Origin of the sequence: Halarcobacter anaerophilus (assembly GCF_006459125.1) — a bacterium.
Lineage (GTDB): Bacteria > Campylobacterota > Campylobacteria > Campylobacterales > Arcobacteraceae > Halarcobacter > Halarcobacter anaerophilus.
This window is the reverse complement of sequence record NZ_CP041070.1, coordinates 740,431-762,713: the sequence shown is the minus strand read 5'-3', so window position 1 is coordinate 762,713 and position 22,283 is coordinate 740,431. Positions and strand designations below refer to the sequence as shown.

Annotated in this window: 18 protein-coding genes; 2 read left to right on the top strand and 16 right to left on the bottom strand. The window is 30.3% G+C overall.

Annotated features, from left to right (window positions below; translation table 11 throughout):
* The first annotated feature begins 107 nt into the window (after nucleotides 1–107).
* A complete protein-coding gene (locus AANAER_RS03740) occupies nucleotides 108–3,191 on the top strand; it encodes an efflux RND transporter permease subunit (RefSeq protein ID WP_129082611.1) in 3,084 nt (1,027 codons plus the stop codon).
* Here the strand turns inward: AANAER_RS03740 and AANAER_RS03735 are convergent, their stop codons facing one another.
* The 15 genes from AANAER_RS03735 to AANAER_RS03665 all read right to left on the bottom strand — a co-directional run bounded on the left by AANAER_RS03735 (nucleotide 3,192) and on the right by AANAER_RS03665 (nucleotide 21,571).
* Entirely contained in the window at nucleotides 3,192–4,040 is an 849-nt protein-coding gene (locus AANAER_RS03735) for a methylated-DNA--[protein]-cysteine S-methyltransferase (RefSeq protein ID WP_129082612.1), read from the bottom strand.
* A gap of 52 nt (nucleotides 4,041–4,092) precedes the next feature.
* On the bottom strand, nucleotides 4,093–5,355 hold the full coding sequence (locus tag AANAER_RS03730; protein ID WP_140544043.1) for a serine hydroxymethyltransferase: 1,263 nt from the start codon (nucleotides 5,353–5,355) through the stop codon (nucleotides 4,093–4,095).
* A 76-nt stretch (nucleotides 5,356–5,431) separates the two neighbouring features.
* Nucleotides 5,432–6,199, bottom strand: a complete 768-nt coding sequence (locus AANAER_RS03725; RefSeq protein ID WP_129082950.1) for a hypothetical protein — start codon at nucleotides 6,197–6,199, stop codon at nucleotides 5,432–5,434.
* Nucleotides 6,200–6,215: 16 nt separating this feature from the next.
* Nucleotides 6,216–8,852, bottom strand: coding sequence for a valine--tRNA ligase (locus AANAER_RS03720; RefSeq protein WP_129082949.1), 2,637 nt, complete (start codon nucleotides 8,850–8,852; stop codon nucleotides 6,216–6,218).
* 85 nt (nucleotides 8,853–8,937) lie between these two features.
* Complete coding sequence (locus tag AANAER_RS03715; protein WP_129082948.1) at nucleotides 8,938–10,980, bottom strand: ATP-dependent helicase; 2,043 nt, start codon at nucleotides 10,978–10,980, stop codon at nucleotides 8,938–8,940.
* 270 nt (nucleotides 10,981–11,250) lie between these two features.
* On the bottom strand, nucleotides 11,251–13,962 hold the full coding sequence (locus AANAER_RS03710) for a methyl-accepting chemotaxis protein (protein ID WP_129082947.1): 2,712 nt from the start codon (nucleotides 13,960–13,962) through the stop codon (nucleotides 11,251–11,253).
* 520 nt (nucleotides 13,963–14,482) lie between these two features.
* Nucleotides 14,483–14,971, bottom strand: a complete 489-nt coding sequence (gene tpx, locus AANAER_RS03705) for a thiol peroxidase (RefSeq protein ID WP_129082946.1) — start codon at nucleotides 14,969–14,971, stop codon at nucleotides 14,483–14,485.
* A 139-nt stretch (nucleotides 14,972–15,110) separates the two neighbouring features.
* Nucleotides 15,111–15,947, bottom strand: coding sequence for a CvfB family protein (locus AANAER_RS03700; protein WP_129082945.1), 837 nt, complete (start codon nucleotides 15,945–15,947; stop codon nucleotides 15,111–15,113).
* Nucleotides 15,944–16,741, bottom strand: coding sequence for a metal ABC transporter permease (locus tag AANAER_RS03695; RefSeq protein ID WP_044415915.1), 798 nt, complete (start codon nucleotides 16,739–16,741; stop codon nucleotides 15,944–15,946). Before AANAER_RS03695 ends, AANAER_RS03700 begins: the two co-directional genes overlap by 4 nt.
* 3 nt (nucleotides 16,742–16,744) lie before the next feature.
* Nucleotides 16,745–17,497: a metal ABC transporter ATP-binding protein gene (locus AANAER_RS03690; RefSeq protein ID WP_129082944.1), complete on the bottom strand. Its 753-nt coding sequence runs from the start codon at nucleotides 17,495–17,497 to the stop codon at nucleotides 16,745–16,747.
* A 133-nt stretch (nucleotides 17,498–17,630) separates the two neighbouring features.
* Entirely contained in the window at nucleotides 17,631–18,434 is an 804-nt protein-coding gene (gene amrB / locus AANAER_RS03685) for an AmmeMemoRadiSam system protein B (RefSeq protein WP_129082943.1), read from the bottom strand.
* A gap of 11 nt (nucleotides 18,435–18,445) precedes the next feature.
* Nucleotides 18,446–19,438, bottom strand: a complete 993-nt coding sequence (gene amrS / locus AANAER_RS03680) for an AmmeMemoRadiSam system radical SAM enzyme (RefSeq protein WP_129082942.1) — start codon at nucleotides 19,436–19,438, stop codon at nucleotides 18,446–18,448.
* Nucleotide 19,439: 1 nt separating this feature from the next.
* Nucleotides 19,440–19,994, bottom strand: coding sequence for an AmmeMemoRadiSam system protein A (gene amrA, locus AANAER_RS03675; protein WP_129082941.1), 555 nt, complete (start codon nucleotides 19,992–19,994; stop codon nucleotides 19,440–19,442).
* A gap of 20 nt (nucleotides 19,995–20,014) precedes the next feature.
* The gene (gene hemH, locus AANAER_RS03670) at nucleotides 20,015–20,950 is read right to left on the bottom strand and encodes a ferrochelatase (RefSeq protein ID WP_129082952.1); all 936 of its coding nucleotides are present in this window, start codon (nucleotides 20,948–20,950) and stop codon (nucleotides 20,015–20,017) included.
* 3 nt (nucleotides 20,951–20,953) lie between these two features.
* Nucleotides 20,954–21,571 carry an ATP-binding cassette domain-containing protein gene (locus AANAER_RS03665; RefSeq protein WP_129082940.1) on the bottom strand — a complete coding sequence of 206 codons (618 nt, stop codon included), beginning with the start codon at nucleotides 21,569–21,571 and terminating at the stop codon, nucleotides 20,954–20,956.
* Nucleotides 21,572–21,737: 166 nt separating this feature from the next.
* Here AANAER_RS03665 and AANAER_RS03660 point away from each other — a divergent pair, with 166 nt between their 5' ends.
* The gene (locus tag AANAER_RS03660; RefSeq protein ID WP_044415925.1) at nucleotides 21,738–22,019 is read left to right on the top strand and encodes a c-type cytochrome; all 282 of its coding nucleotides are present in this window, start codon (nucleotides 21,738–21,740) and stop codon (nucleotides 22,017–22,019) included.
* 26 nt (nucleotides 22,020–22,045) lie between these two features.
* Here AANAER_RS03660 and ccoS read toward each other — a convergent pair whose 3' ends face one another.
* Entirely contained in the window at nucleotides 22,046–22,279 is a 234-nt protein-coding gene (ccoS, locus tag AANAER_RS03655) for a cbb3-type cytochrome oxidase assembly protein CcoS (protein WP_129082939.1), read from the bottom strand.
* Nucleotides 22,280–22,283 lie beyond the last annotated feature (4 nt).

Here is a 22,283-nt window from a genome sequence, read left to right as displayed (position 1 = left end):
AATCTTCTTTTCTGCTTGCTCTATATCAATATCAAAATTTGAAAAAAGTGTTAAACTACAATTAATAATCCTATAATATAATTCTGTTCTTAAAATAAAGGAAGTTAATGTTTGAAAAATTTTTGAGATTTTTTGTAGAAAATTCAAGAATGAATTACACACTTTTTGTATTAGTTTTTGCCGTAGGAATTTGGTCATATAATAACACTCCAAAAGAGATTTTCCCTAGTTTTGAACTAGATATGATTTCAATAAAAGGTTCATACAGCGGTGCTTCTGTCGATATTTTAGATAGAATGGCAGTATCCGAGATAGAAGACAATATTAAAAATTTAGATAGTGTTGACGTAATTACTACAGTTATAAGTCCCGGAAGTTTTTCAATTATATTAGAACTAAAAAAAGGCGTAAACAAATATAACGAAGCAAACAGAGTAAGAGATGCTATAAATCTGGTAAAAACAGATCTTCCTTCGGATATGGATGAACCTACCGTAAATGCTTTAGAGCGTTCAAGATCTCTTATGGACGTAACTTTAACTTCAGAAAAATACTCTACTGATGAACTTAAGCCCTTTGCAGATAGATTAAAAAGCCAGCTTTTAGGAGTAGACGGCGTAAAAGATATAACTATATACGGAGATTCCGATAAATTTTACGAAATACTTTTAGACGATAAAAAAATAAAAGCAATGAAACTAAATAAGAGTTCGGTTTTTGAAGCTATTTCAACCCTCTCTTATATCTTTCCTATAGGAAAAATTGAGGGAGAGAAACACTACTATCTTTCTACTTTTAATGGAGCAAAAACTGCAAATGCTTTTGCAAGTACTTTAATAAGAGTCGGAGAAAACAATATCTATTTAAAAGATATTGCCACAATTCATAAAAAATATGAAGACTCTTCTACTCTATATTCATTTAACGGGCAAAGTGCAATATCTCTTGCTATAGAACAAAGCGAATTTGCGGATGCTATTAAAATAACCCAAAAAATAAAAAAGCTTTTGCCTGAAATAAATAAATCAAATCCTGATATAAAAATCAGTATTGCCGATGATAACAGTGAAAGAATTTTGGACAGATTAAATATTGTTGTATCAAATATTATTTTGGGAATTATTCTAATTACTATTTTAGTAATGCTTTTAATCAATTTTAGAATGTCGTTTATTATAGCAATCGGTATTCCTACCTCTTTTGTAATTGCAGCTTTATATATGTATCTTTCGGGATATACTATAAATATGATCTCCCTTGTAGGAGTTTTAATAGCAATAGGTATTGTTGTTGATGACGCTATTGTAGTAAGTGAAAATATCCAACAACATATTGAAGAGGGATATGAACCTAAAGAGGCTGCTATAATGGGTGCAAAAGAGATGGTTAAACCCGTTACGGTAGCTTCTATTACTACTCTTTTCTCTTTTTTACCTATTTTAATGATAAGCGGAACAATGGGTGAAGTAATGAAACTGATTCCTATAGCTGTTTCGGCTTTGGTTATAGCTTCACTTATTGAATCTTTTGCTTTTTTACCTATTCATGCGGCACACACTTTAAAAGCAAAGGCAAAAGCTACTTCTTGGGAAAAAGTAAACAATATTTATTACTCTATATTACACTTTTTTATGGATTGGAAAAAGAGTTTTTTAATAATCTTTATAATCCTTGTTCCTTTGGCTACTTTTTTTGAACTTCAAAGTTCAAGATTTCAAATGTTTCCAAAATTTGATGCTTCGGATATTAAAATCTCTATTAAAGCAAATGAAAATACAAAACTCGAAGATGCCTTTAAAATAGTTCAATCAATAGAAAAAGATATGATTGAAAATAAAAAGAAATTTTTTATAAGAAGTATTGATTCTGTTGCAGGTTTTAGAAAAGATACGGGGGATAATACGGAGAATTACCCTTATGTTATGTATATGACGGTTGAATTACAAAAAATGAAAGATGCAAATTTTCTTGATAAATATATTACTCCTTATTTAAGTCTTTATTATGATAAAGAGGGAAGAGAGAGAACAAAAAAATCTATAGAAATAGCAAGTGAATTAAAAAAGTTTATAAAAGAGAAAGATTATCAAAAAAAATTCAATCTAAATGAAATTGTTGTTTTGGAAAGAAGAGTAGGACCTGTTAAAGCAGATATAAAAATAGGTCTTGTTTCAAATAATAATGAAAAGATAATATCAGCTGTTAATACTTTGGAAAAAGAGTTAAAAAGTATGAAAGGAATCAAATCTTTGTCAAACTCTCTAAAATTCGGCGTAGATGAAATAAAATTAAAAGTAAATGCCTATGGAGAACAATTAGGTTTAGATGAAGCAACTATCGGTTCTTTTTTATCAAATATGTATTTGTCTAAGAAAAAAGCAGTCTCTTTTGACGAAACAGATATGCTTGATATAAAAATAGAGAGTGTAAACAAAGATGATTATGAAAATTTCAAAACAATGGAAGTTCCTTTAGATAACGGAACTTTCGTTACTTTAAACCAAGTAGTCGATTTCAAAATAATAAAAAGTTTTGAACAGTTAGTAAAAGACAATGCAGAAAGAAACTTTTATGTTTTTGCAAACGTAAACCCTGATATTTTAACTGCAAACGAAGTCTTAAAAAAACTGGAACCTACACTTCAAAAGATTAAAGAAAACGGTGTTAAACTCATTTTTAAAGGAGAAGCGGAAAAACAAAAGAGTTTAATGAATGATTTGATTTTAGCTTCGGGACTTACTGTTATTTTAATAATGCTTTCTATGCTTTATCTTTTTAACTCATTTAGAGAGACTTTTATTTTAATGAGTGTTATTCCTTTTTCTCTTTTAGGTGTTTTAATAGGACATAAAATTATGGGAATAAATCTTTCAATGCCTTCTTTAATAGGAGCTTTGGGATTAGCGGGAGTTGTAATAAACGACGGAATTATTATGATGACCTATCTTAAAAAAGCAGAAACCTTGCATGATGTTTTTAATAGAGCAACAAAAAGATTCAGACCTATTATGCTTACGACTATTACGACACTAATGGGAATGGCTTCATTAATCTTCTTCCCTACGGGACAAGCGGTAATTTTTCAGCCTATTGCTATTGGTCTTGGATTTGGATTATTATGGGGAACTATTTTAAATCTTCTTTATCTTCCGGTTATTTATTCAATTTCGCATAGATTAAAAAAAGAGTAATCAAGATTTTTGATTGCCGCTTTTCATAGCTTCGTATGCAACCAAAATTTTTTTTCTCTCTATTCCCCATCTATAGCCGCTCATTGCTCCTGATTTAGCTAATACTCTATGGCAGGGAATCAAAAATCCGATATGGTTTGAGCCGATTGCACTGGCAACTGCCCTTGCTGCTTTGGGTTTGTTTATACTGTTTGCTATATCTTGGTAAGTTGTTATTGTTCCGCTTGGAATATTTAAAAGTGCTTTCCAAATATTTATTTGAAAATTCGTTCCTTTTACGTATAAATCAAATTTCTCTTTTTTTACGAAAATTTTATTTAGATACTCTTTTGCTTTTTCATCATCTCTTATAAGATTTGCTTTTGCCCAGATTTCCTTAAACCTGTTAAATATGGACTCTTTGTTATCATCAATAAAACCAAGATAACTAACCCCTCTTTTGGTAAAACCTATTAAAGCCTCACCAAAAGGAGTAGAACCGTATCCATAAATTATATCTACGTTTTTACCAAGCTCTTTATACTCTTTTGGAGTAACTCCTATTATATTTACAAACAGATCATGAAGTCTGCTGGAGCTTGACAGACCTAAGTCTAATGAACTGTCTAAAATTGATTTTGACTCTTTTAAATGTTCTTTTGCATAATTTAAAGTGATGGATTGAAGAAATTGAATAGGAGTTACACCCACATACTCTTTAAATACTCTGATTAAATGATACTTACTCATACCTATATATTGAGCAATTTCATCTATTTTGGGTTGTTCTTTAAAGTTTTCGTCTATATATCTTATTACTTTTTCTATTTTTTTATAATTTTCATTTTCTAAAGATAAACTATCTTTCATAAAATATCCCAAAAATAAAAAAGCAGTAAGATTACTACTTTTTTATATTAAATTAATATGTAGATTGATTATAAATCACAAAACGATTAGCAAGGTCTTTAAGCTCTAAACTAATCTTAGCTTGTAAATCCGTGTTGTTAATATCATCTAATACATCACAAATTTTATTTGCTATTAACTTAAACTCTTCTTCTTTCATCCCTCTTGCTGTTAAAGCCGGACTTCCTATTCTTATCCCGCTTGTTACAAACGGACTTCTTGTTTCTCCGGGTACTGTGTTTTTATTTACTGTTATTCCTGCATTCCCTAATGCTGCATCTGCATCTTTACCTGAAAAATCTTTATTTAAAAACGATACTAACACTAAGTGATTATCAGTACCTCCAGATACTACATCATATCCTCTTTTACTTATTACCTCTGCTAGTATTTGTGCGTTTACTTTTACTTGTTTTGCGTACTCTTTCCATTTTGGATCTAACACTTCTTTAAAAGCTACTGCTTTTGCTGCTATTACATGTACTAATGGTCCACCTTGCAATCCAGGGAAAATTGCCGAGTTTATTTTTTTTGCAAGTTCTTCATCATTTGTCATTATCATCCCACCTCTTGGACCTCTTAGTGTCTTATGGGTAGTTGTTGTTACTACATGTGCGTAAGGAAAAGGACTTTGATGTTCTCCTGCTGCTACTAATCCTGCTATATGTGCTATATCTGCAAAAAGTATTGCTCCTACTTCATCTGCTATTTCTCTAAATCTTTTAAAGTCTATCTCTCTTGCGTATGCGCTTGCTCCGCACACTATTATTTTTGGTTGTACTATTTTTGCTATTTCAAGAACTTTATCATAATTTATTCTTCCGTCTAATTCTACTCCATAGTAGAAAGCATGATAGTTTTTCCCTGAAAAAGATGGTTTTGACCCATGAGTTAAGTGTCCTCCATGACTTAAATCCATACCTAAGATTTTATCTCCTGCTTTTATTAATGCTGCGTATACTGCTCCGTTTGCTTGAGATCCGCTATGAGGTTGTACATTTGCATATTTACAGTTAAAGATTTCACAAGCTCTATCAATAGCTAGTTGTTCTACTTTATCTGCTTCTTCACATCCACCGTAATATCTTTTATTTGGGTATCCTTCTGCGTATTTATTTGTAAATATGCTTCCCATTGCTTCCATTACGGCAGGACTTGTAAAGTTCTCACTTGCTATCATTTCCAAGTGTGTTGTTTGTCTCTCTAATTCATTCTCTAATATCTCAAATACTTCTTTATCTGCTTCTTCTAAGCTTTTGTTTGTTATGTAACTCATTATTGCCTCCAATAAATATTATTTTTAATAAGTATAACCAAAGAAAAAAATTCAGACAATCCAAATATTGCTAAACTTATAAAAATACAAAAAATGTAAGTGCAGAGATACTTAAATCTCTGGGCTCTTCACCCAAAGCTTTTAAAGAGTTTTCCACACGGTCTATCATTTGTGTTAAAAGAACTTCAAAAGAGAAATTTGAGTGACTAAACAAAGTCTCTTTTTTATTTTTTATATACTCTAAATCTTTTATCTCTTCATAAGAGATATCAGGTCTTTTTTGCAACAGTTTTTCAAGTTGAATTTGCCAATTATTTTGCCAGGTTAAAAAAAGATAATCATCTTTTAAATCTTTTTCAACTTTAATTCTCCATCTAATAACCTGTAAATTTTTATATAGATTGTGAAGTTTTTCTTTATCAAATTGAAAAGCTGTAAGAGCATGAAAATTTTCTATTGAATAAGCATTTGAAATCATATAAGTCATTCCAAGAATCAAATAATCGTTTCTATTAAAAAGTGAATCTTTGCTAAAAGCCATTTGCAAGTAATCTTTATAATCTTTTAAAACCTTTTTCTTATATTTAAGATAAAGTTTTTTATTAAAATCTTCTATAGAAATATAGATTTTCTGTCTGTTTTTTTTACTGAAATTATTTGGATTTCTTTTATCGAGTTTTGTTTTAAATTTTACAAGCAGCTCTTGCAACTTTTTTTTATCTTTTGTTATAAGTTCCGCCGAGTTTGATTGAAGAGCCCCTCTAATATCATCTTGGGTTACGGAGCATGCACTAAAAAAAGCTAAAATAGTTATAAAAAAAAGATATTTTATAATTTTAGCCATTTTTAGTCTTATCTTTTTATATTTGCGTTAATGATGATAATTCATTCTCTATTTTTTCTAATTTTGCTTGTGCATCTTCAAGTGCAGCTTTGTTTTCAGCTACAACATGTTCAGGTGCATTTGCCACGAATTTTTCATTTGATAACATACCGTTTAATTTATCAACCTCTTTTTGTGTTTTCTCTTTTTGTTTAGTAAGTTTATTGATAATAGGAGTCATATCTATCTCTAAAGTCGGTATATAAACTTCTAGATTATCAGATACGTCTGTTACGCAATTTTCTTGTTTATTATCTACAAACTCTATATTCTCAACTTTTGCCAGTTTTTGAATAAAAGGTTTTGCTATTTCATTATCAATTGTTTTATCAAGTTTTACATAAGCTTTAGGAATTTTCGAGTTACCCATATCAATAACCACTTTTGCTCTTCTTATTGCGATAATTGCCTCTTCTATAAGAGAGAACATCTCTTCCATTTTTTCATCTTTTTTTACATCTTTAGGGAAATTCATAATCATAACCGAATCACTATTTTCTAAAGAAGTACCGCTTAATTTGTGGTATAAAAAGTCGGAAATAAAAGGCATAAACGGAGATATCATTTTTAGAGTCTCTTTAAAAATACTTCCTAATTCGATAATAGATTCTTTACTTGCTTTACTATACTCAATACCCCAGTCACAAAACTCATTCCAAACAAATCTATAAAGAGAACTTGCAGCTTCATTGAATTTATAAGTTTCCAAAGTATCTCTTATCTCATCAACGGCAGAAGAGAGTCTGCTTTGCATATATAATCCAAGAGGTGTTTTTATCTCTATATCTTTTAAATCAGGGAAAGTATCTACATTTAAAGTTAAGAAGTTTGAAGCATTGTAAAGTTTGTTTGTAAAGTTTCTAAACTGCTCTAAGTTTTTAGCTCCTAATTTTATATCTCTTCCTTGAACGGCTAAATAAGCCAAAGTAAATCTGATAATATCTGCACTATGCTCTTTTACCATATCTAAAGGATCTATTACGTTTCCTTTTGATTTTGACATTTTTGCACCGTGTTCATCTCTTACAAGAGCGTGCATATAGATATCTTTGAAAGGTAGTTTTCCCATAAAATGATCACCCATCATCATCATTCTTGCAACCCAGAAGAACATAATATCAAACCCTGTAATAAGAAGAGAGTTTGGATAAAAATCTTTTAAATCACTATCTTGGAAACTTCCTTGCATTTTTCCGTTATTTCCCCATCCAAGAGGTGAAAAAGCCCAAAGAGCAGAAGAGAACCAAGTATCAAGTACATCAGGGTCTTGTTTTATTTTATTACTTGCACATTTTGGGCAAGCTTCGGGATTATCCTCTTTGTCTGCCCACTCATGACCGCACTCTTCACAAGTAAATACGGGAATTCTATGTCCCCACCATAATTGTCTGCTGATACACCAGTCTCTTAACTCATCCATCCATGCTCTATAAGAGTTTAACCAATGAGAAGGGTGGAATTTTGCTTCACCTGCATATGTTTTTTCAATAGAACTTTTTGCAACTTCGCTTCTTACAAACCACTGTTTAGAGATATAAGGTTCAACAATATTTTTACATCTATAGCAATGTCCTACTTGATGAACATGATCCTCTATTTTTGTAATATATCCCTCTTTTTGTAACTTTTCAACAATAGGTTTTCTAGCTTCAAGTCTTTCTAAACCTGCAAACTCTCCGCAATATTCATTTAAAATACCTTTTTCATCAAAACAAGTAATAAACTCTAAATCGTGTCTTTTCCCTACTTCGTAGTCATTTTGGTCATGAGCAGGAGTTACTTTTACCACACCTGTTCCAAAATCCATATCAACATGTTCATCCGTAATAATTTTAATTTTTCTGTCAGTTAAAGGAAGGATAACCTCTTTTCCTACTATATCTTTATATCTTTCATCATTTGGATGAACCATAATAGCAGTATCCCCAAAGTATGTTTCAGGTCTTGTAGTTGCAACGGTTACATATCCGCTTCCGTCTGCAAAATGATAATTCATATGATAAAATTTACCGTTTACCTCTTCATGCTCAACTTCAATATCAGATAAAGCACCGTCATGAGTACACCAGTTAACCATATAGTTGTTTTGAACAATCATACCTTCATTGTAAAGATGAACAAAAGCCTCTTTTACAGCCTCTTTTAATCCCTCATCCATCGTAAATCTCTCTCTTGACCAAGCAGGAGAAATACCCAATTTTCTCATTTGATGAACAATAGTACCGCCTGAATACTCTTTCCACTTCCAAACTTTATCCAAAAAGGCTTCTCTGCCGATTGCCTCTTTTGTAGTACCTTGAGCCAAAAGTTGTTTTTCAACTACGTTTTGAGTAGCAATACCCGCATGGTCGGTTCCCGGTTGCCATAAAGTTTTATACCCGTCCATTCTTTTAAATCTAGTAATAATATCTTGAAGGGTAAAAGTCAAAGCATGACCGATGTGCAAACTCCCCGTTACGTTTGGAGGAGGCATCATTATTGCAAAAGTTTTTTGTTTTCCTTTTTCGTCGGTTTCTTGAATAGCTTTATTTCCGTCTACTTCAAAATAACCTCTCTCTTCCCAAATTTTATAATACTTATCTTCTACGTTCGAAGGTTCATACTTATCACTCATCTAAATTCCTATATGTTTTATTAAGTTTGTAAAATATCCGCGATTATAGCTAAAAATTGATTTATCTTTGGTAAGTTAAAAAGAATCAGGTTTCTTCGTTTCTTATAAGCCCTGCTTCTTTTAAAAAAGGTGAATGGATAAAATCCATTTTTTTGATTTTGTCGTATTTTGCATAACTTAGATACAAAATATCTTTTGCTCTTGTTACAGCTACATAAAAAAGACGTCTCTCTTCTTCCAAACTTCCGCCTTTGCTCATCAACTTTCTATTGGGAAATCTTCCGTCCATCAAATCTATTACGTAAACTTCTTTAAACTCCAAACCTTTGCTTGCATGAACAGATAAAAGGTTTACTCCTTCTCCTTCACTCATCTCCCCGCCGCCTAAAATTACCGAGTTTAGAAATTTTGATAGCTCTTGAAAATTTTTGGAAAGTGTTCTTAAGAGCATCACTTTCCTATTTATCTTTGCCAAAGCTTTTGTTTTTTGAATAGAGTTTACCGTTCCGTCTTTTTGAGTTGCTCTTTTTGTTGCCAAAAAATCCCTGATTTTTGAATAAAGCATAGAACCTGCAATAGAGTTTACCATTGATTGGGGATTTTTGATTCTTTGTACCTGTTTCATAAGCAGATAAAAATCATAAATATATTTAGCCCCGTCAATTGAGAGTTTTGGATGTTTTAGTATGGGATTACTTAAAAAAGCCTCTTCAAAACCGCAATTTTTAAATTTGGACACTGAACCTAACTCTAAAAAATCATCAAAAAGTCCTAGCTGAATATTTTTTACTCTGTTTGTTTCAAAAGGGTTGTTTATCTTTTCGTCAGGATGAAATAAACCTTTGAAAATATTTCCGTGTCCCAGCTTTGTCAAAGCATCAAAAATATCTTTGGCTATTGCTTTTCCTATACCTTTTCCGTACTCCAAAATATGAATAAATGCCATCATATCATTGTGAATTAACTGCATTACCATAATATCCAAGATATATTTGATTTCAACAGAATCAAAAAAAGACATTCCCCCTTTTCTTTTTGCAGGAATTCCGTACTCTCTTAGATTTGCTTCGATACCGTCTGCACTTGAATTATTTCTAAAAATAATTGCTATTTCATTGTGCGGTGTTCCGCTGTTTGATATTAGTTCGGAGATATGATGATATTGCTGAAAAAGTTCAGTAAAAGCTAAAAGTTTAGGAGCAACGCTTACATCTGTTCTCATCACTTGAAGATGTTTTTCATATACTCTTTCATTGTACTCTATAACTTTTGTAGCCAAGTCAAGTATAGGTTTACTTGAACGATAGTTTTTTCTTAGAGTAAATACTTTTGCATCCTCATATCTTTTTGAAAAAGTAGAGATAATACCTATATCAGAGCCGTTAAAAGCATAAATACTTTGATCATAATCTCCCACGCAAAAAAGCGATTTCGGTTTAAAAGCATCAAGTAATCTTCCTTGTAAAGGGTTTGTATCTTGATATTCGTCTACAAGTATCTCTTTAAAATCAAATTCATGCTCTTTTAGCGTATCAAGCATAATAGTAAGCAAATCGTCAAAATTTGCATAACCGTATTTTATTTTTAGTTCATTAAACTCTAAAATTACATCTTCGTAAATTGCCGTATACAGTTCATGATCAGGACTTTTTTTTAGTATCCATGAAGTAAAATTTTCACCCTCGTTCGAGTTTAGATATAAAGAGTATCTATCATATAAATAGCCTCCGTCATAAGGGTTTGCTTCATCGCTTCTGTCATAAAAAACCCTTTTTTCATAAAGGGATTTAAATAGTGTTTTTAATTCACTTGGCTGCTTTAAAGTAATATTTATATTTAGCTGTTTTAGAAGTTTATATGAAACAGAGTGAAAAGTTCCTGCCATTATCTTTTTTGCAACATCTTTACCGAAAACCTTCCCTACTCTTGTTACCATTTCCGCGGCTGCTTTATTTGTAAAAGTTAAAAGTAAAATCTCTTCGGGTTTTATATTATTATTTATTAAATTTGCAATTCTTCCCACGATAGTTGATGTTTTTCCTGTACCGGCACTGGCAATAATTAGATTATAACCTCGTTTACAGGTTGCAGCGCTTAACTGCTCTTCATTTAAATTTGATAATGGCATTAGTGAATACTCTTTGAAAGTTTTTTGTTTGCCGAATGGTAGCAGTAATGTACTTTAATTTGGGTAAAAAAAAAGGCTCCTTTTTCAAGGAGCCTTTTACACACACAAGGAAACAAATTGGAAAATTTAAAAATTCGCAGTTTTTAAATATTTAAGAAGGAAATCATCGCACCTTCTTAATCCATATGAAAATTATAGACAATGAGCATTAATACTAAAGTAACAAAAGGTTAATCAATAGTTAATATTACTATAAATCCTGAAATTTAATTAAAAACTCTCCCACTGTTCATCATCATTTTTCTCTTCTTTTAAAGTAACAGTCCCGTTTTTTGATACTCTGTCGTGAAGAGATTCATCTTTTTTATATTTAGATATTTTTTCATGATAAACTTTAGGATCTTTTGTCTCTTTTCCTACAACATCCCTTCCTCTTTTTAATCTCATTTCATTACATTTATGCTCTTTTACTTTATCAATATATTTAAATACGTTTGAAGTATTATCTTCTATATTTTTTGCAATATCATAAAGTCTGGCATCTTTTTTATCTTTAGAGTCTACATCTATATACTCTTGTACCCCTTTATGTACATTTTCATGAGCTTTTAACAGATCCTGCCAATCTTGATTTTTGGTGTAAACTTCATTTGAGTGTTTTTCTATCCATTTTCCCAAATCACATTCATGATGATCTTTTACATGCCAGTTTTGACCGTTACCTACTTTTTCGAAATTGTTCTCTTTAAATGAGATATGGTCTAGTTTTAATTTTGTTGTATCAAATACCAAATTCACGTCACAAACACTGTTTTCTCTTGATTTGTCAAAGGTTGTTCTGTTTACTATTGAAACCAGTTGAGAAGAGAGTTCGCTTAAAGCCATTGCTTTTTGAGAAACACTCTCTGAGGCATTTGCATTCTCTTGAGTTGCTTTGTCAAGTTGGTTTATTGCATCATTTATTTGATCCATTCCTAATCTTTGTTCATGGGAAGCGTCTGATACGTCATTTACCAAATGTGCTACTTCGGAAACTTTTGAGTTTAGGAAATTAAAACTTTCAACCATTTTATCGGCGGTGCTTTTCCCCTCTTTTGTTTTTTCTTGTGCAAAATCAACTAACTCTTTTATCTGTTTTGCAGCCTCGGCACTTCTATTTGCCAAATTTCTAACTTCTTGTGCAACTACGGCAAAGCCTTTCCCTGCTTCTCCCGCCGTTGCCGCTTCTACTGCTGCATTTAAAGATAGAATATTTGTTTGGAAAGCTATTTGATCTATGATAGTTATTGCATCTACGATGTCATTTGTAGCTTGATTAATATCTTCCATAGATTTTCCGGTTTTATGAGCCAATTCATCGTCTTGATGACTTGTATCTTCCATCTCTTTAGATATTGTCAACATTCTTTTTGTTTTTTCATCGGTTTGCGTAATTGTTGAAGTAATCTCTTCAATAGCGGCAGCCGTCTCTTCCAAAGAGGCAGCTTGTTGTAAAGATGAAGCTGAAAGCTGTTCTGATGTTGCGGCTAGTTCTTCCGCATTTGATGATAATCTTTTGCCGGTATTATCAACCATACTTAATATTTCAGAAACCGATGTTCCTAGGGCATTTGTTCCTTTTATTAAAGAGCCTACGTTTCCTGAACTTTTTGCATCGATTTTATAATTATATCTTGCATTTCCGTACTCTATTAAAGCATTTGTTATTAAAGAGAGATTGTCTTTTGTCACTTTTAACATCTCATTTACTTTTTGTTTTAACTCTTCTACTTGAACAGAGTTTGCAACCTCTTTTATATCATAAGTATAAAATCCCTCTTTTGCTTTATGAACAATATCGATTGCCTCTTCAATAACTTTTGTATCTTTTTTTATTCCTTCTTCGATTTTATCTAAATATTTATTGAAATTTTTTGCAACTGTTCCTATTTCATCCTCTCTTTGCACATCTACTCTATTTGAAGTATTTGAATTATTGTTTATATCAGTAATCGCTTTATCAAGCTCTTTTAGAGGTTTTATAATTATTTTTCTTGAGAAAAGAGCAATTATCAAACTTATAATAATCAATATTGCCACAATCAAAACAACCGCAATATAAACTATTTTTTGTGCATGAGATACTGATTCTTTAATATATTTTGAATTCTCACCTATTACGTAATATCCTATTTTTTCACCTGAAAAATCAATTATCGGACTTAAAGTAACAAAATATTTGTCATCTACATGATAAGTATTTTTTTCCAACTCTTTTAAGTTTAACGTTGAAATATACTCTGCAAAATCTTCGTTATAGTTTTTTTGGTTTAAAGCATATGAGCCTATAGTTTTTAATTTTGACAAAACAGTACTGTTTTTTACGATATTTTTATCTAAAAGCATCAACAAATTAGAGTGGTAATATCTGTTTATATCTTTAACAATTGAGTTATATCCTGCTTTAAATTCAATACTTCCTATAAATTCATCATCTTTGATAATAGGAGCAACACCTACTAAGTTTACGTTAGATATACCGATTTCCGTTCCTACGACTGCTTTTTTATTTGTATGGACACTCAAAACCGCTTCTCTTTTAAGTAGATTATCTCCAAAAGATTTGGGATTCCATGATCTTAAAAAAGAGTCACCCTTATCATCATGAATATGAACTTTTATATTTTTAAAATTTGTATTGTTCTTAAAATCTTTTGAAAGTTTTTGCATAATAGAGATTAGACCTTCTCTATCTCTACTTTTTAAAGCCTCTATTATTTTCCCGTCATTTGCAATTGAAACTGCATTTGAAATACATATTTCCTCTTTTGCGCTTAATTTTTGTTTTACTATTGAATTCATATTAGAAGAGGACTCTTTGTATACATTAACTTTTACATTATTAAGGTAAAAAGAGAATATTCCAAAAGCAATAACAAGTCCCGCTATTGAACTTATCAAAATCGATAGGTTTAGTTTATTTCCTATACTCCAATTATTCATATCTGCTCCATGTTCATATCTATTAAGAGTTATTATAACTTATTAACCTATTAAAATTTTCTTAAAAATAATTTCAAACTATTACTTTGGTTATTTAATTAATTTATAAAAAATTATTTTCTTAATAATTTATATAAGATTCAGGAAATGGATTATAAAGATAAAAATAATTATTAAATATATTAAATATTATATTATCTGAAAATTTATAATTATAAGAATAAATGATATATAGAGTAGTTTTTAATACTTTTTCTACTATAAAAATAATTTTTTTGAAAAATAAAAAAAAGAATTGAAAAATAAAAAAATTTAATTATTAAGATAAATCTCTTATCCAAGAACTTTTAAGAAATAAAAATAATATTAGATTAAAAATAAAAAAATAGAAAGAAAACTATTTAAAAAGCCTAATATGACGTCTATCTATTCTAAATTTAAACATTAGATTTATAAAAAATTTATTGTTACGGAAAGTAATATATTTTTAAGAAGAGAGAAGTTCTCTTCTTGAAAGATATTATTTGATTGCAGCTAATGCAGCTTCATAATTTGGTTCTTCCGTAATTTCAGGACAAATCTCTTTATATATTACAGTACCGCTTTCATCAGTAATAAAAATTGCTCTACACGCAACACCTGCCAATGGTCCGTCGGCAATTAAAACACCGTATGAGTTTACAAAATCTTTATTTCTGAAATCACTTCCTACTTTTAAGTTTTCAATTCCTTCAGTTGTACAAAATCTTCCCATTGCAAATGGCAAATCCATAGAAACAACTACAACTTCTGCATCTGTTTTTGCCGCTTCTTCATTGAATTTTCTTGTTTCTGCTGCACATACAGGAGTATCTAAAGACGGTACTACAACAATAACTTGTGCCTTTTTACCAATTTCAATATCCGATAAATCTTGCCCTACAACATTTACTACGGGAGCTTTGTCTCCTACATTGATTTCTGTTCCAGCTAAATTTACTGGATTTCCACTAAGATTTGTTGTTGCCATATCTTCCCTTTTTCTAAAATTTAGTGAAATTATAATTTAAAAGTTTAAAACAGCTTTTAATTATAAATCCTAAAGTTAATTTTAGACAACTTTTACATATTTTTGACTTAAAATCAATATAAAAATTATTGAAAAATTACTAAACTTTTAGTTTGATAGAATCCTCTAAAAGTTCTATTTTTTTCTCTTCTAAGAGTTTGGTTAAAGCAGCTTTAAAAGCTTTTTTACTCATTGAGAAGTTTTGTTTGATATCTTCAGGGTCACTTTTATACGTAAAATTCATTTGGGCATTATTTGCTTCTAAAATTTCTAAAATTTTTTCAGGATTATCGTTACTCTTTTTTACCCCTATTTTCTGTAAAGAAATATCAATTTTCCCGTCATCTCTTATATATTTTACAAAGGCTCTTCTTCTATTTGCAACATTTATTTGTTCAAAAATTTCGTTATGATAAATCAAACCTTCATATTTGTTATTTACGATAACTTTAAAACCTAAAGGTGTTTTCATATAAAGTAAGATTTCAACCTCATCATTTTTTTTCAAATCTTCGGGAAATTTTTCTAAAACAAACTTTTCCGTACCTATTAATCTGTGGGTTTTTTCATCTTCTACTATTTTTACCACTTTTAAATTACCTATTTGAAAAGTAGATTTTTGTCTATTTTTAGGAACTAAAAGATCTTTTGGAAGTCCCATATCTAAAAAAGCACCGAACTTTGTACTATCAACGACTTCTAAAGCCGCAAAATCATTTTTCATAGCATAAGGTTTTAGTGTTGTTGCAACTATTCTGTCTTCACTGTCGGTGTAGATGAAAACCTCAATTTCAGTACCTATTTGCATACTGCTTGAAACATAACAGTTTGGAAGTAAAACCTCTTCGTTTTCAAGAGAACAAAGATATATTCCAGGTTCTGAAACTCTGCTTACTTTTAGGGTATTTATAACACCTAATTCTATTTTTTTATTCATTTTTTTCCTAAAAGTTTTGATATTAATAAAGCTGCAACTCCGACAACAATAATACTTGCTCCTGAACTAATATCGAAATAATAAGATATTACAAGTCCTATAAGCGTAAATATTGTAGCTAAAAAAGCACTTATTATCATCATTGATGAAAGCTTCTTGGCAAACATCTCTGCTAAATACGTCGGAATCGTCAAAAGTGCAATAACTAAAATAAGTCCTACAACTTTTATTGCTCCAACTACACTTAATGCTGCTAATATAAGAATCAACGTATAAAAGAATCTAACATTAATTCCTCTTAAAAGAGCAAACTCGCTGTCATAAGATACTGCTAAAATCTGTTTGTAAAAAAGCAGAACCGCCCCTATAATAAAAACATCTAATATTGCAAGATAAACTATATCTTCATGTGAGACTGCAATAATAGAACCGAAAAGATAACTCATCAAGTCTACATTATATCCCGGCGTTAAATCTACAAAAATTATCCCGACAGCCATTCCAAATGCCCACATTATACCTATAATTGCATCTATTCTTTTTCTACTTTTTATTGTAAGTGCCGCAATTACCATAGCAGTAGCAACGGCAAAAACGGTTGCTCCGAAAAGAACGGGGATTCCTAGAAAAATAGCAAGTCCTATTCCACCGTAAGAGCTGTGTGCAATTCCTCCTGCTAAAAAAGTTATTTTGTTTGCAACAACCAAAGAACCTATTATTCCTGCTGCTATTGAGACAAGGATTCCCGATATTATTGCATTTTGAATAAAATCATATTGTAAAGCTTCTAACATTTTTTAACCTAATTGATGTGTTTGATTGCAGCAAATTTCTGTTTTTCCAAGAGCAGAGAGAAGTTCAACTTCACATAAATGCTCTTTTTCCGTATCTATTTTCTCTTTAGTATTTTTTAAATGGTGATAAACAAGTTTTTTATTTATATGAGCAACATTTTTTGCATAATTCAAAAGAATTGAAATATCATGGCTTACTACAACTATAGATATAGTTTTATTAAGCTCTTTTAAAAGTTCATAAATCTCTTTTTGTCCTTTTACGTCGATACTAGCTGTAGGTTCATCAAGAAGCATTATTTTAGGATTTGTACATAAAGCTCTTGCTATAAATACTCTTTGTCTTTGTCCTCCGCTTAAATCACCTATTTTACTGTTTGCAAAATCTTGCATCTCAACTTCTTTTAAAGAGGTCATTGCCGCATCAATATCCTCTTTACTAAATCCGAAAAGTTTTCTTTTTTTTGATTTATGTCCCATTAAAACAACTTCTAAAGCAGTAATTGGAAAATCCGTATTTAAATTGGTATTTTGAGGAACATAACCTATATCCTCGTTTTTCAGATTTTTTATTATTTGTCCGCTTTTTATTTTTAGAAGACCTAGCATTACTTTAAGTAAAGTAGATTTACCTCCGCCGTTTGGACCTATTATTGCCAAAAAATCATTATCTATTATATCAAGAGTTATATTTTCCAAAACATTTGTATTATCATAACTATAAGAGATATTCTTAACTTCTATTAATTTTTTCATTAAATGTTATCCTTATTTTCGCGTGAATTATACAATATGCAATTATCAATTTAGATAAAACTCTATTTTTACCTTTTTATTTTCGGAAAAACTAAAGTAGAAGAAGCGACTTAAAATTAAACTTTGGAAGAATCTAAATTTTTTCTCCTATTAAAGCAGAGGCATAACCTACTACACTGCTGTCATCTTTTGTTTTATCGTAACTTGTACAATAATATAAAAGTTCTGTATCAAAATTATATTTTATTGCAGATTTTATTATGGCTTTAACTCCTATTTTACCGCAGGCTTCGCACCCTTTGTCAAAAAGTTCCAAATTTTTTGAAGCAATAGCATTTAAACATATATTATCTAACTTTTTTGCTTCGTTTAAAGGGTAAAAATGACTTAAATCGGTACTTATTACTATAAAATTTTCTTTATCAAGAAGAAGTTCATCGGTTAGTTTGGATAATTCATTAAAATCAAGTTCACCGTAAACAATCTCTATTATTTTTGCTTCTTTAAAATAGTTTTTTATAAAAGGAGCTTGCGTCTCCGTTGAATGTTCTTTGTGCAAACTCTCATTAAAATCCAAAAAGCCGTATTTCTCTTTTAATTTTTTTGAGTATTCCAAATCAATTTTTAAATCTCCCAAAGGAGTTTTATATGTATCAAAAAGAGCAATAGAAGCACCTTTTATATAAACCCTGTGGGAGGGTCCAAAAACAATTACTCTTTTTATATCTTTATTTGAAGACAGATTAAAAGCTAAATTTGATGTAAACCCGCTGTAAATATATCCTGCATGGGGACAAATTATTGCTCTTGGTTTGATTTTATTTCTGTTTTCATCTTTTACAGAAAAACTTTTATTAAAATGAGTAATATATCTTTCTATTTCACTTTTACTATCCGGATAAAAAGTTCCGGCAACACTCATCTCTCTTTGGCTCATTTTTATCTCCTTTAAAAAACTCCGTCTATTTTTTGCTTACAATTAGGACAGCGTCCCTCTTTTATTTTATTAACCCTTACACCAAAATACTCTCTTGAAATAAGTTCTTCTTTGCAGTTTGGACAAACAGTGCTGTTTTCAAAGGCTACATTACCTATATAGACATAATTTAGCCCCTCTTCTTTTGCAATATTATATGCCGTTTTTAATTTATCAATAGAAGTTGAAGGAAGATCTAACTCTTTGTAATCGGGATGAAATGCTGAAATATGCCAAGGAACATTTACGCCTAAATTCTCTTTAATAAATTTAACGATTTGGCTTATCTCTTCTTTGGAATCATTTTTTGTGGGAACTAGCAAAGTTGTGACTTCAAGCCAGATTCCGTTTTTTTGAAAATGAATAAGATTTTTTAAAATTTGTTCTAAATTACCGCCTAACTCTTTTTTATAATATTTTTTATTAAAAGATTTCAGGTCAACGTTAATTGCGTCAATTACTCCTTTCATATCATCTATCATCTCTTTACTCTCAAAACCGTTACTTACAAAAACCGATTTTATACCGTATTTTTTTGCTTCAAGGGCAATATCTTTGGCATAAGGATAAAATATTGTAGGTTCATTATAAGTATAAGAGATAGATTCACACCCTTTACTTCTTGCAAGTTCCACAATCTGTTTAGGAGATATATAATTTGTTCTGTCAATATTTTTTTCTTGAGAGATTCCGTAGTTTTGACAAAAACTACAGTGAAAATTACATCCTACTGTTCCAAGAGAGAGGGATTTGGAATTAGGTAAAAAATGAAAAAGCGGTTTTTTTTCAATGGGATCTACGTTTAAAGCGCTGATATATCCATAAACAAGACACTCTATTTTATCACCCGTATTTTTATTTACACCGCAAACTCCCACTTGTCCCGCTTTTAAATTGCAATAATATGAACAAAGCATACATACGATTTTATCGGGATTTTTAATTGAAGTTTTAAAGTATTGCATTTTATTCTTCTTCTATTTTAATTACTTCATAAGTCTGAATTTTGGGCAAAGCAGACAAAGAAGAGGGATTAAGACCCGCTTTTTGGCAAAGGTGAACCATAAAGGCATTAAATTCGGGAAGTTGCTCCCAAACTTGAGGAAGAAAAGTTGCCCTTTTACCGTTAAGTTCTAAAATAACTCCATGTTTATTAGGTATTAGTTTCTTTTTTAAATCTTCGAAATCTTTATACTCCAATATTTCAGGAGCAGTTAATAAAGAGATCTCTATTTTTATTTCATTAAACTCAGAAAAAGATAAAGAGTTAAATCGAGGATCGTCAAAAGCTGCGGCTTTTGCGTTATAAATCAAATCATCAAGCAATATTCTATGGGCAATTAAAGAACCTATACAACCTCTTAACTTTCCATTTATCGTTAAAGTTACAAAAGTTGCCTGTTTTTCATTTAAAAAGGAGAAGTTTGAGAGTAAAAACTCTTTGTCTATTTTTACTTCCGGATTAAAATTTGACTCTATAGCATCTCTTGCTATTTTTAGCAATAAACTATTTTTATCCATTATTTTCTCCTTTTTTATTATTATACTACATTTATAATATCTTTTATAGCCTTTATAAAATTTTCACCGTCGTTTAGGCATTTGCAGACTTTATACTCTTCTATTCCTATCTTTTTTGCTTCTTCATTATACTCAATACTAAGCTCAAAATCCGTTTCGGAATTATCTATTAAAAAAGCAATGGGGTAAATTAAAACTTTTTGATCTCTGAACTTTTTAAGCTCTTCATCTAAAGCAGGTTCCAGCCATTTTAAAGGTCCTACTTTTGATTGATATGCCAAAGAGATTGATTTAAAATGAATATTCTCTTCTTCTAAAAGAGCAGATAAGATTTCCACATGTTCATTTATCTGTTTTTCATAAGGATCGCCGCTGTCTACTATTTTCTGAGGAAGTCCGTGGGCTGAAAAAATCAGATTATACTCTTCATGTTTTTCCACGCTGTTTTTTATAGTATCAATAATAGCTTCGTTAAAAACTCTATTTTTATAAAAAGGCTCAATAACTTTTATATGAAATTTTCTTTTTGCGAAAAAAAGAAAGTCTTCAACGGAAGATTTTGTCGTAGTAGTTGAATATTGAGGATACATAGGAAATAAAATTACCTCTTTTACTTTTTTCTTCTCCAACTCTTTTATAGCCTCTTGCGCAAAAGGTGGAGTATATCGCATTACCTGAACAACACAGGTATCGGTTAACTCATCGTTAAGTTTGGATAAAAGTTTTTCCGTCAAAGGATTAATAGGAGATCTTCCCCCTATTGCCTCATAATTTTTCCAGGCAGAATCTTTTCTTGATTTTACGATAAATTTTGCAATTAAAGATCTGAAAAAATCACTTTTAATTGTTAAAATATTTTTGTCATTAAACATATTCGTCAAAAACATCTCTAATTCGTTTTTATTTCTAGCACCACCCATATTTAGAAGCACTAAAGCTTTACTGCACTCTTTTATCATTTAATTCTCCGTTATAATTTCATTTAAATTAATAATATTATCACTGCACCATTTTGCCAAATTCATATCATGAGTAATAAGTAAAATACCGCATCTGTCCAGCTGTTTTACTATAAGTTTCATAACATTTAAAGCAACAATATTATCCAATGCAGAAGTTGCTTCATCAACAAGCAACAAATCCGGCTGCATTAATAATGCTCTTAAAATAGAACATCTTTGTAACTGCCCTCCACTTAATTCATGGGTTTTTTTATATAAAAGCTCTTTATTTAAACTCAAAGAGTTTATTTTTTCATCTAAATTTTTATCAAAACTTTTTAAATCAATATCCACAACATCTTTTATCTGTTCAATTATTTTAAAAGATGGATGAAAAGAGCTGTAAGGATCTTGATAAATCGAACTTATCTTTTTTTTCTTAATCTCTCCGTTTTGAGGTTTTAAGTTTCCGCTAATTAGTTCAAAAAGCGTACTTTTTCCGCTTCCGCTGCTTCCCACTATAGAGACTAATTCTCCACATTTTAACTCTAAATTAAAATTTTTATAAATTAACTTTTTATTATGATAACCAAAACTTAGATTATCAATTTTCAAGACTGTTTGTTCTATGTTCATCAAATATCCTCGATTTCATTAATAACTATATAAAAATTTTAATTAAAACAGAACTAATTTCCGACAAAAATTATAATTAAAAATTATCAATATAATACTCTTTATATAAGCTTAATAAAAGATTAAATTGATAAAATTAAGCTTTATAATTTTAAGGAGAAAAAGAATGAAAAAAGTTGTTTTAGGAACACTATTAGCTGCTGCATCTTTAATGGCTGCAAATTATGCAACATGTGCTACATGCCATGGAGCTACAGCTGAAAAAGCTGCATTAGGGAAATCACAAATAATCAAAGGTTGGCCTGTTGAAAAAACTGTTGCTGCTTTAAAAGGTTATAAAGACGGATCTTACGGTGGAGCTATGAAAGGTGTTATGAAAGGTCAAGTTGCAAGACTTTCAGATGCAGATATCGAAGATTTAGCTAAACAAATTGCTGCATTTAAATAAATAGCATAAATTTTTTTTAAAGTGAACTACTCTTGTGGTTCACTTTTTTTTTCTTTCTTTTTATTACTTGCCTCTTTTTTCTTGTCCTCTTTTTTAACAGCATCATTTAAGTCTTCCGTACTGTCAAAAAGAAGTCCGCCCATCATTTTTTCACTATCATCGAATTGACCGCTTTTTGCACCCCAGATAAATAGACCCAAAACTGCAAAAGAGAGAATAACTCCCACACCCAACATCATAAAAAGCGTATCGTTTATCATCTTT

What these genes read in the sequence shown, in the direction of transcription:
- AANAER_RS03740 (WP_129082611.1), top strand. Translation starts at nt 108, where the DNA reads ATGTTTGAAAAATTTTTGAGATTTTTTGTAGAAAATTCAAGAATGAAT.
- AANAER_RS03735 (WP_129082612.1), bottom strand. Translation starts at nt 4,040, where the DNA reads ATGAAAGATAGTTTATCTTTAGAAAATGAAAATTATAAAAAAATAGAA.
- AANAER_RS03730 (WP_140544043.1), bottom strand. Translation starts at nt 5,355, where the DNA reads ATGAGTTACATAACAAACAAAAGCTTAGAAGAAGCAGATAAAGAAGTA.
- AANAER_RS03725 (WP_129082950.1), bottom strand. Translation starts at nt 6,199, where the DNA reads ATGGCTAAAATTATAAAATATCTTTTTTTTATAACTATTTTAGCTTTT.
- AANAER_RS03720 (WP_129082949.1), bottom strand. Translation starts at nt 8,852, where the DNA reads ATGAGTGATAAGTATGAACCTTCGAACGTAGAAGATAAGTATTATAAA.
- AANAER_RS03715 (WP_129082948.1), bottom strand. Translation starts at nt 10,980, where the DNA reads ATGCCATTATCAAATTTAAATGAAGAGCAGTTAAGCGCTGCAACCTGT.
- AANAER_RS03710 (WP_129082947.1), bottom strand. Translation starts at nt 13,962, where the DNA reads ATGAATAATTGGAGTATAGGAAATAAACTAAACCTATCGATTTTGATA.
- tpx (WP_129082946.1), bottom strand. Translation starts at nt 14,971, where the DNA reads ATGGCAACAACAAATCTTAGTGGAAATCCAGTAAATTTAGCTGGAACA.
- AANAER_RS03700 (WP_129082945.1), bottom strand. Translation starts at nt 15,947, where the DNA reads ATGAATAAAAAAATAGAATTAGGTGTTATAAATACCCTAAAAGTAAGC.
- AANAER_RS03695 (WP_044415915.1), bottom strand. Translation starts at nt 16,741, where the DNA reads ATGTTAGAAGCTTTACAATATGATTTTATTCAAAATGCAATAATATCG.
- AANAER_RS03690 (WP_129082944.1), bottom strand. Translation starts at nt 17,497, where the DNA reads ATGAAAAAATTAATAGAAGTTAAGAATATCTCTTATAGTTATGATAAT.
- amrB (WP_129082943.1), bottom strand. Translation starts at nt 18,434, where the DNA reads ATGAGCCAAAGAGAGATGAGTGTTGCCGGAACTTTTTATCCGGATAGT.
- amrS (WP_129082942.1), bottom strand. Translation starts at nt 19,438, where the DNA reads ATGCAATACTTTAAAACTTCAATTAAAAATCCCGATAAAATCGTATGT.
- amrA (WP_129082941.1), bottom strand. Translation starts at nt 19,994, where the DNA reads ATGGATAAAAATAGTTTATTGCTAAAAATAGCAAGAGATGCTATAGAG.
- AANAER_RS03665 (WP_129082940.1), bottom strand. Translation starts at nt 21,571, where the DNA reads ATGAACATAGAACAAACAGTCTTGAAAATTGATAATCTAAGTTTTGGT.
- AANAER_RS03660 (WP_044415925.1), top strand. Translation starts at nt 21,738, where the DNA reads ATGAAAAAAGTTGTTTTAGGAACACTATTAGCTGCTGCATCTTTAATG.
- ccoS (WP_129082939.1), bottom strand. Translation starts at nt 22,279, where the DNA reads ATGATAAACGATACGCTTTTTATGATGTTGGGTGTGGGAGTTATTCTC.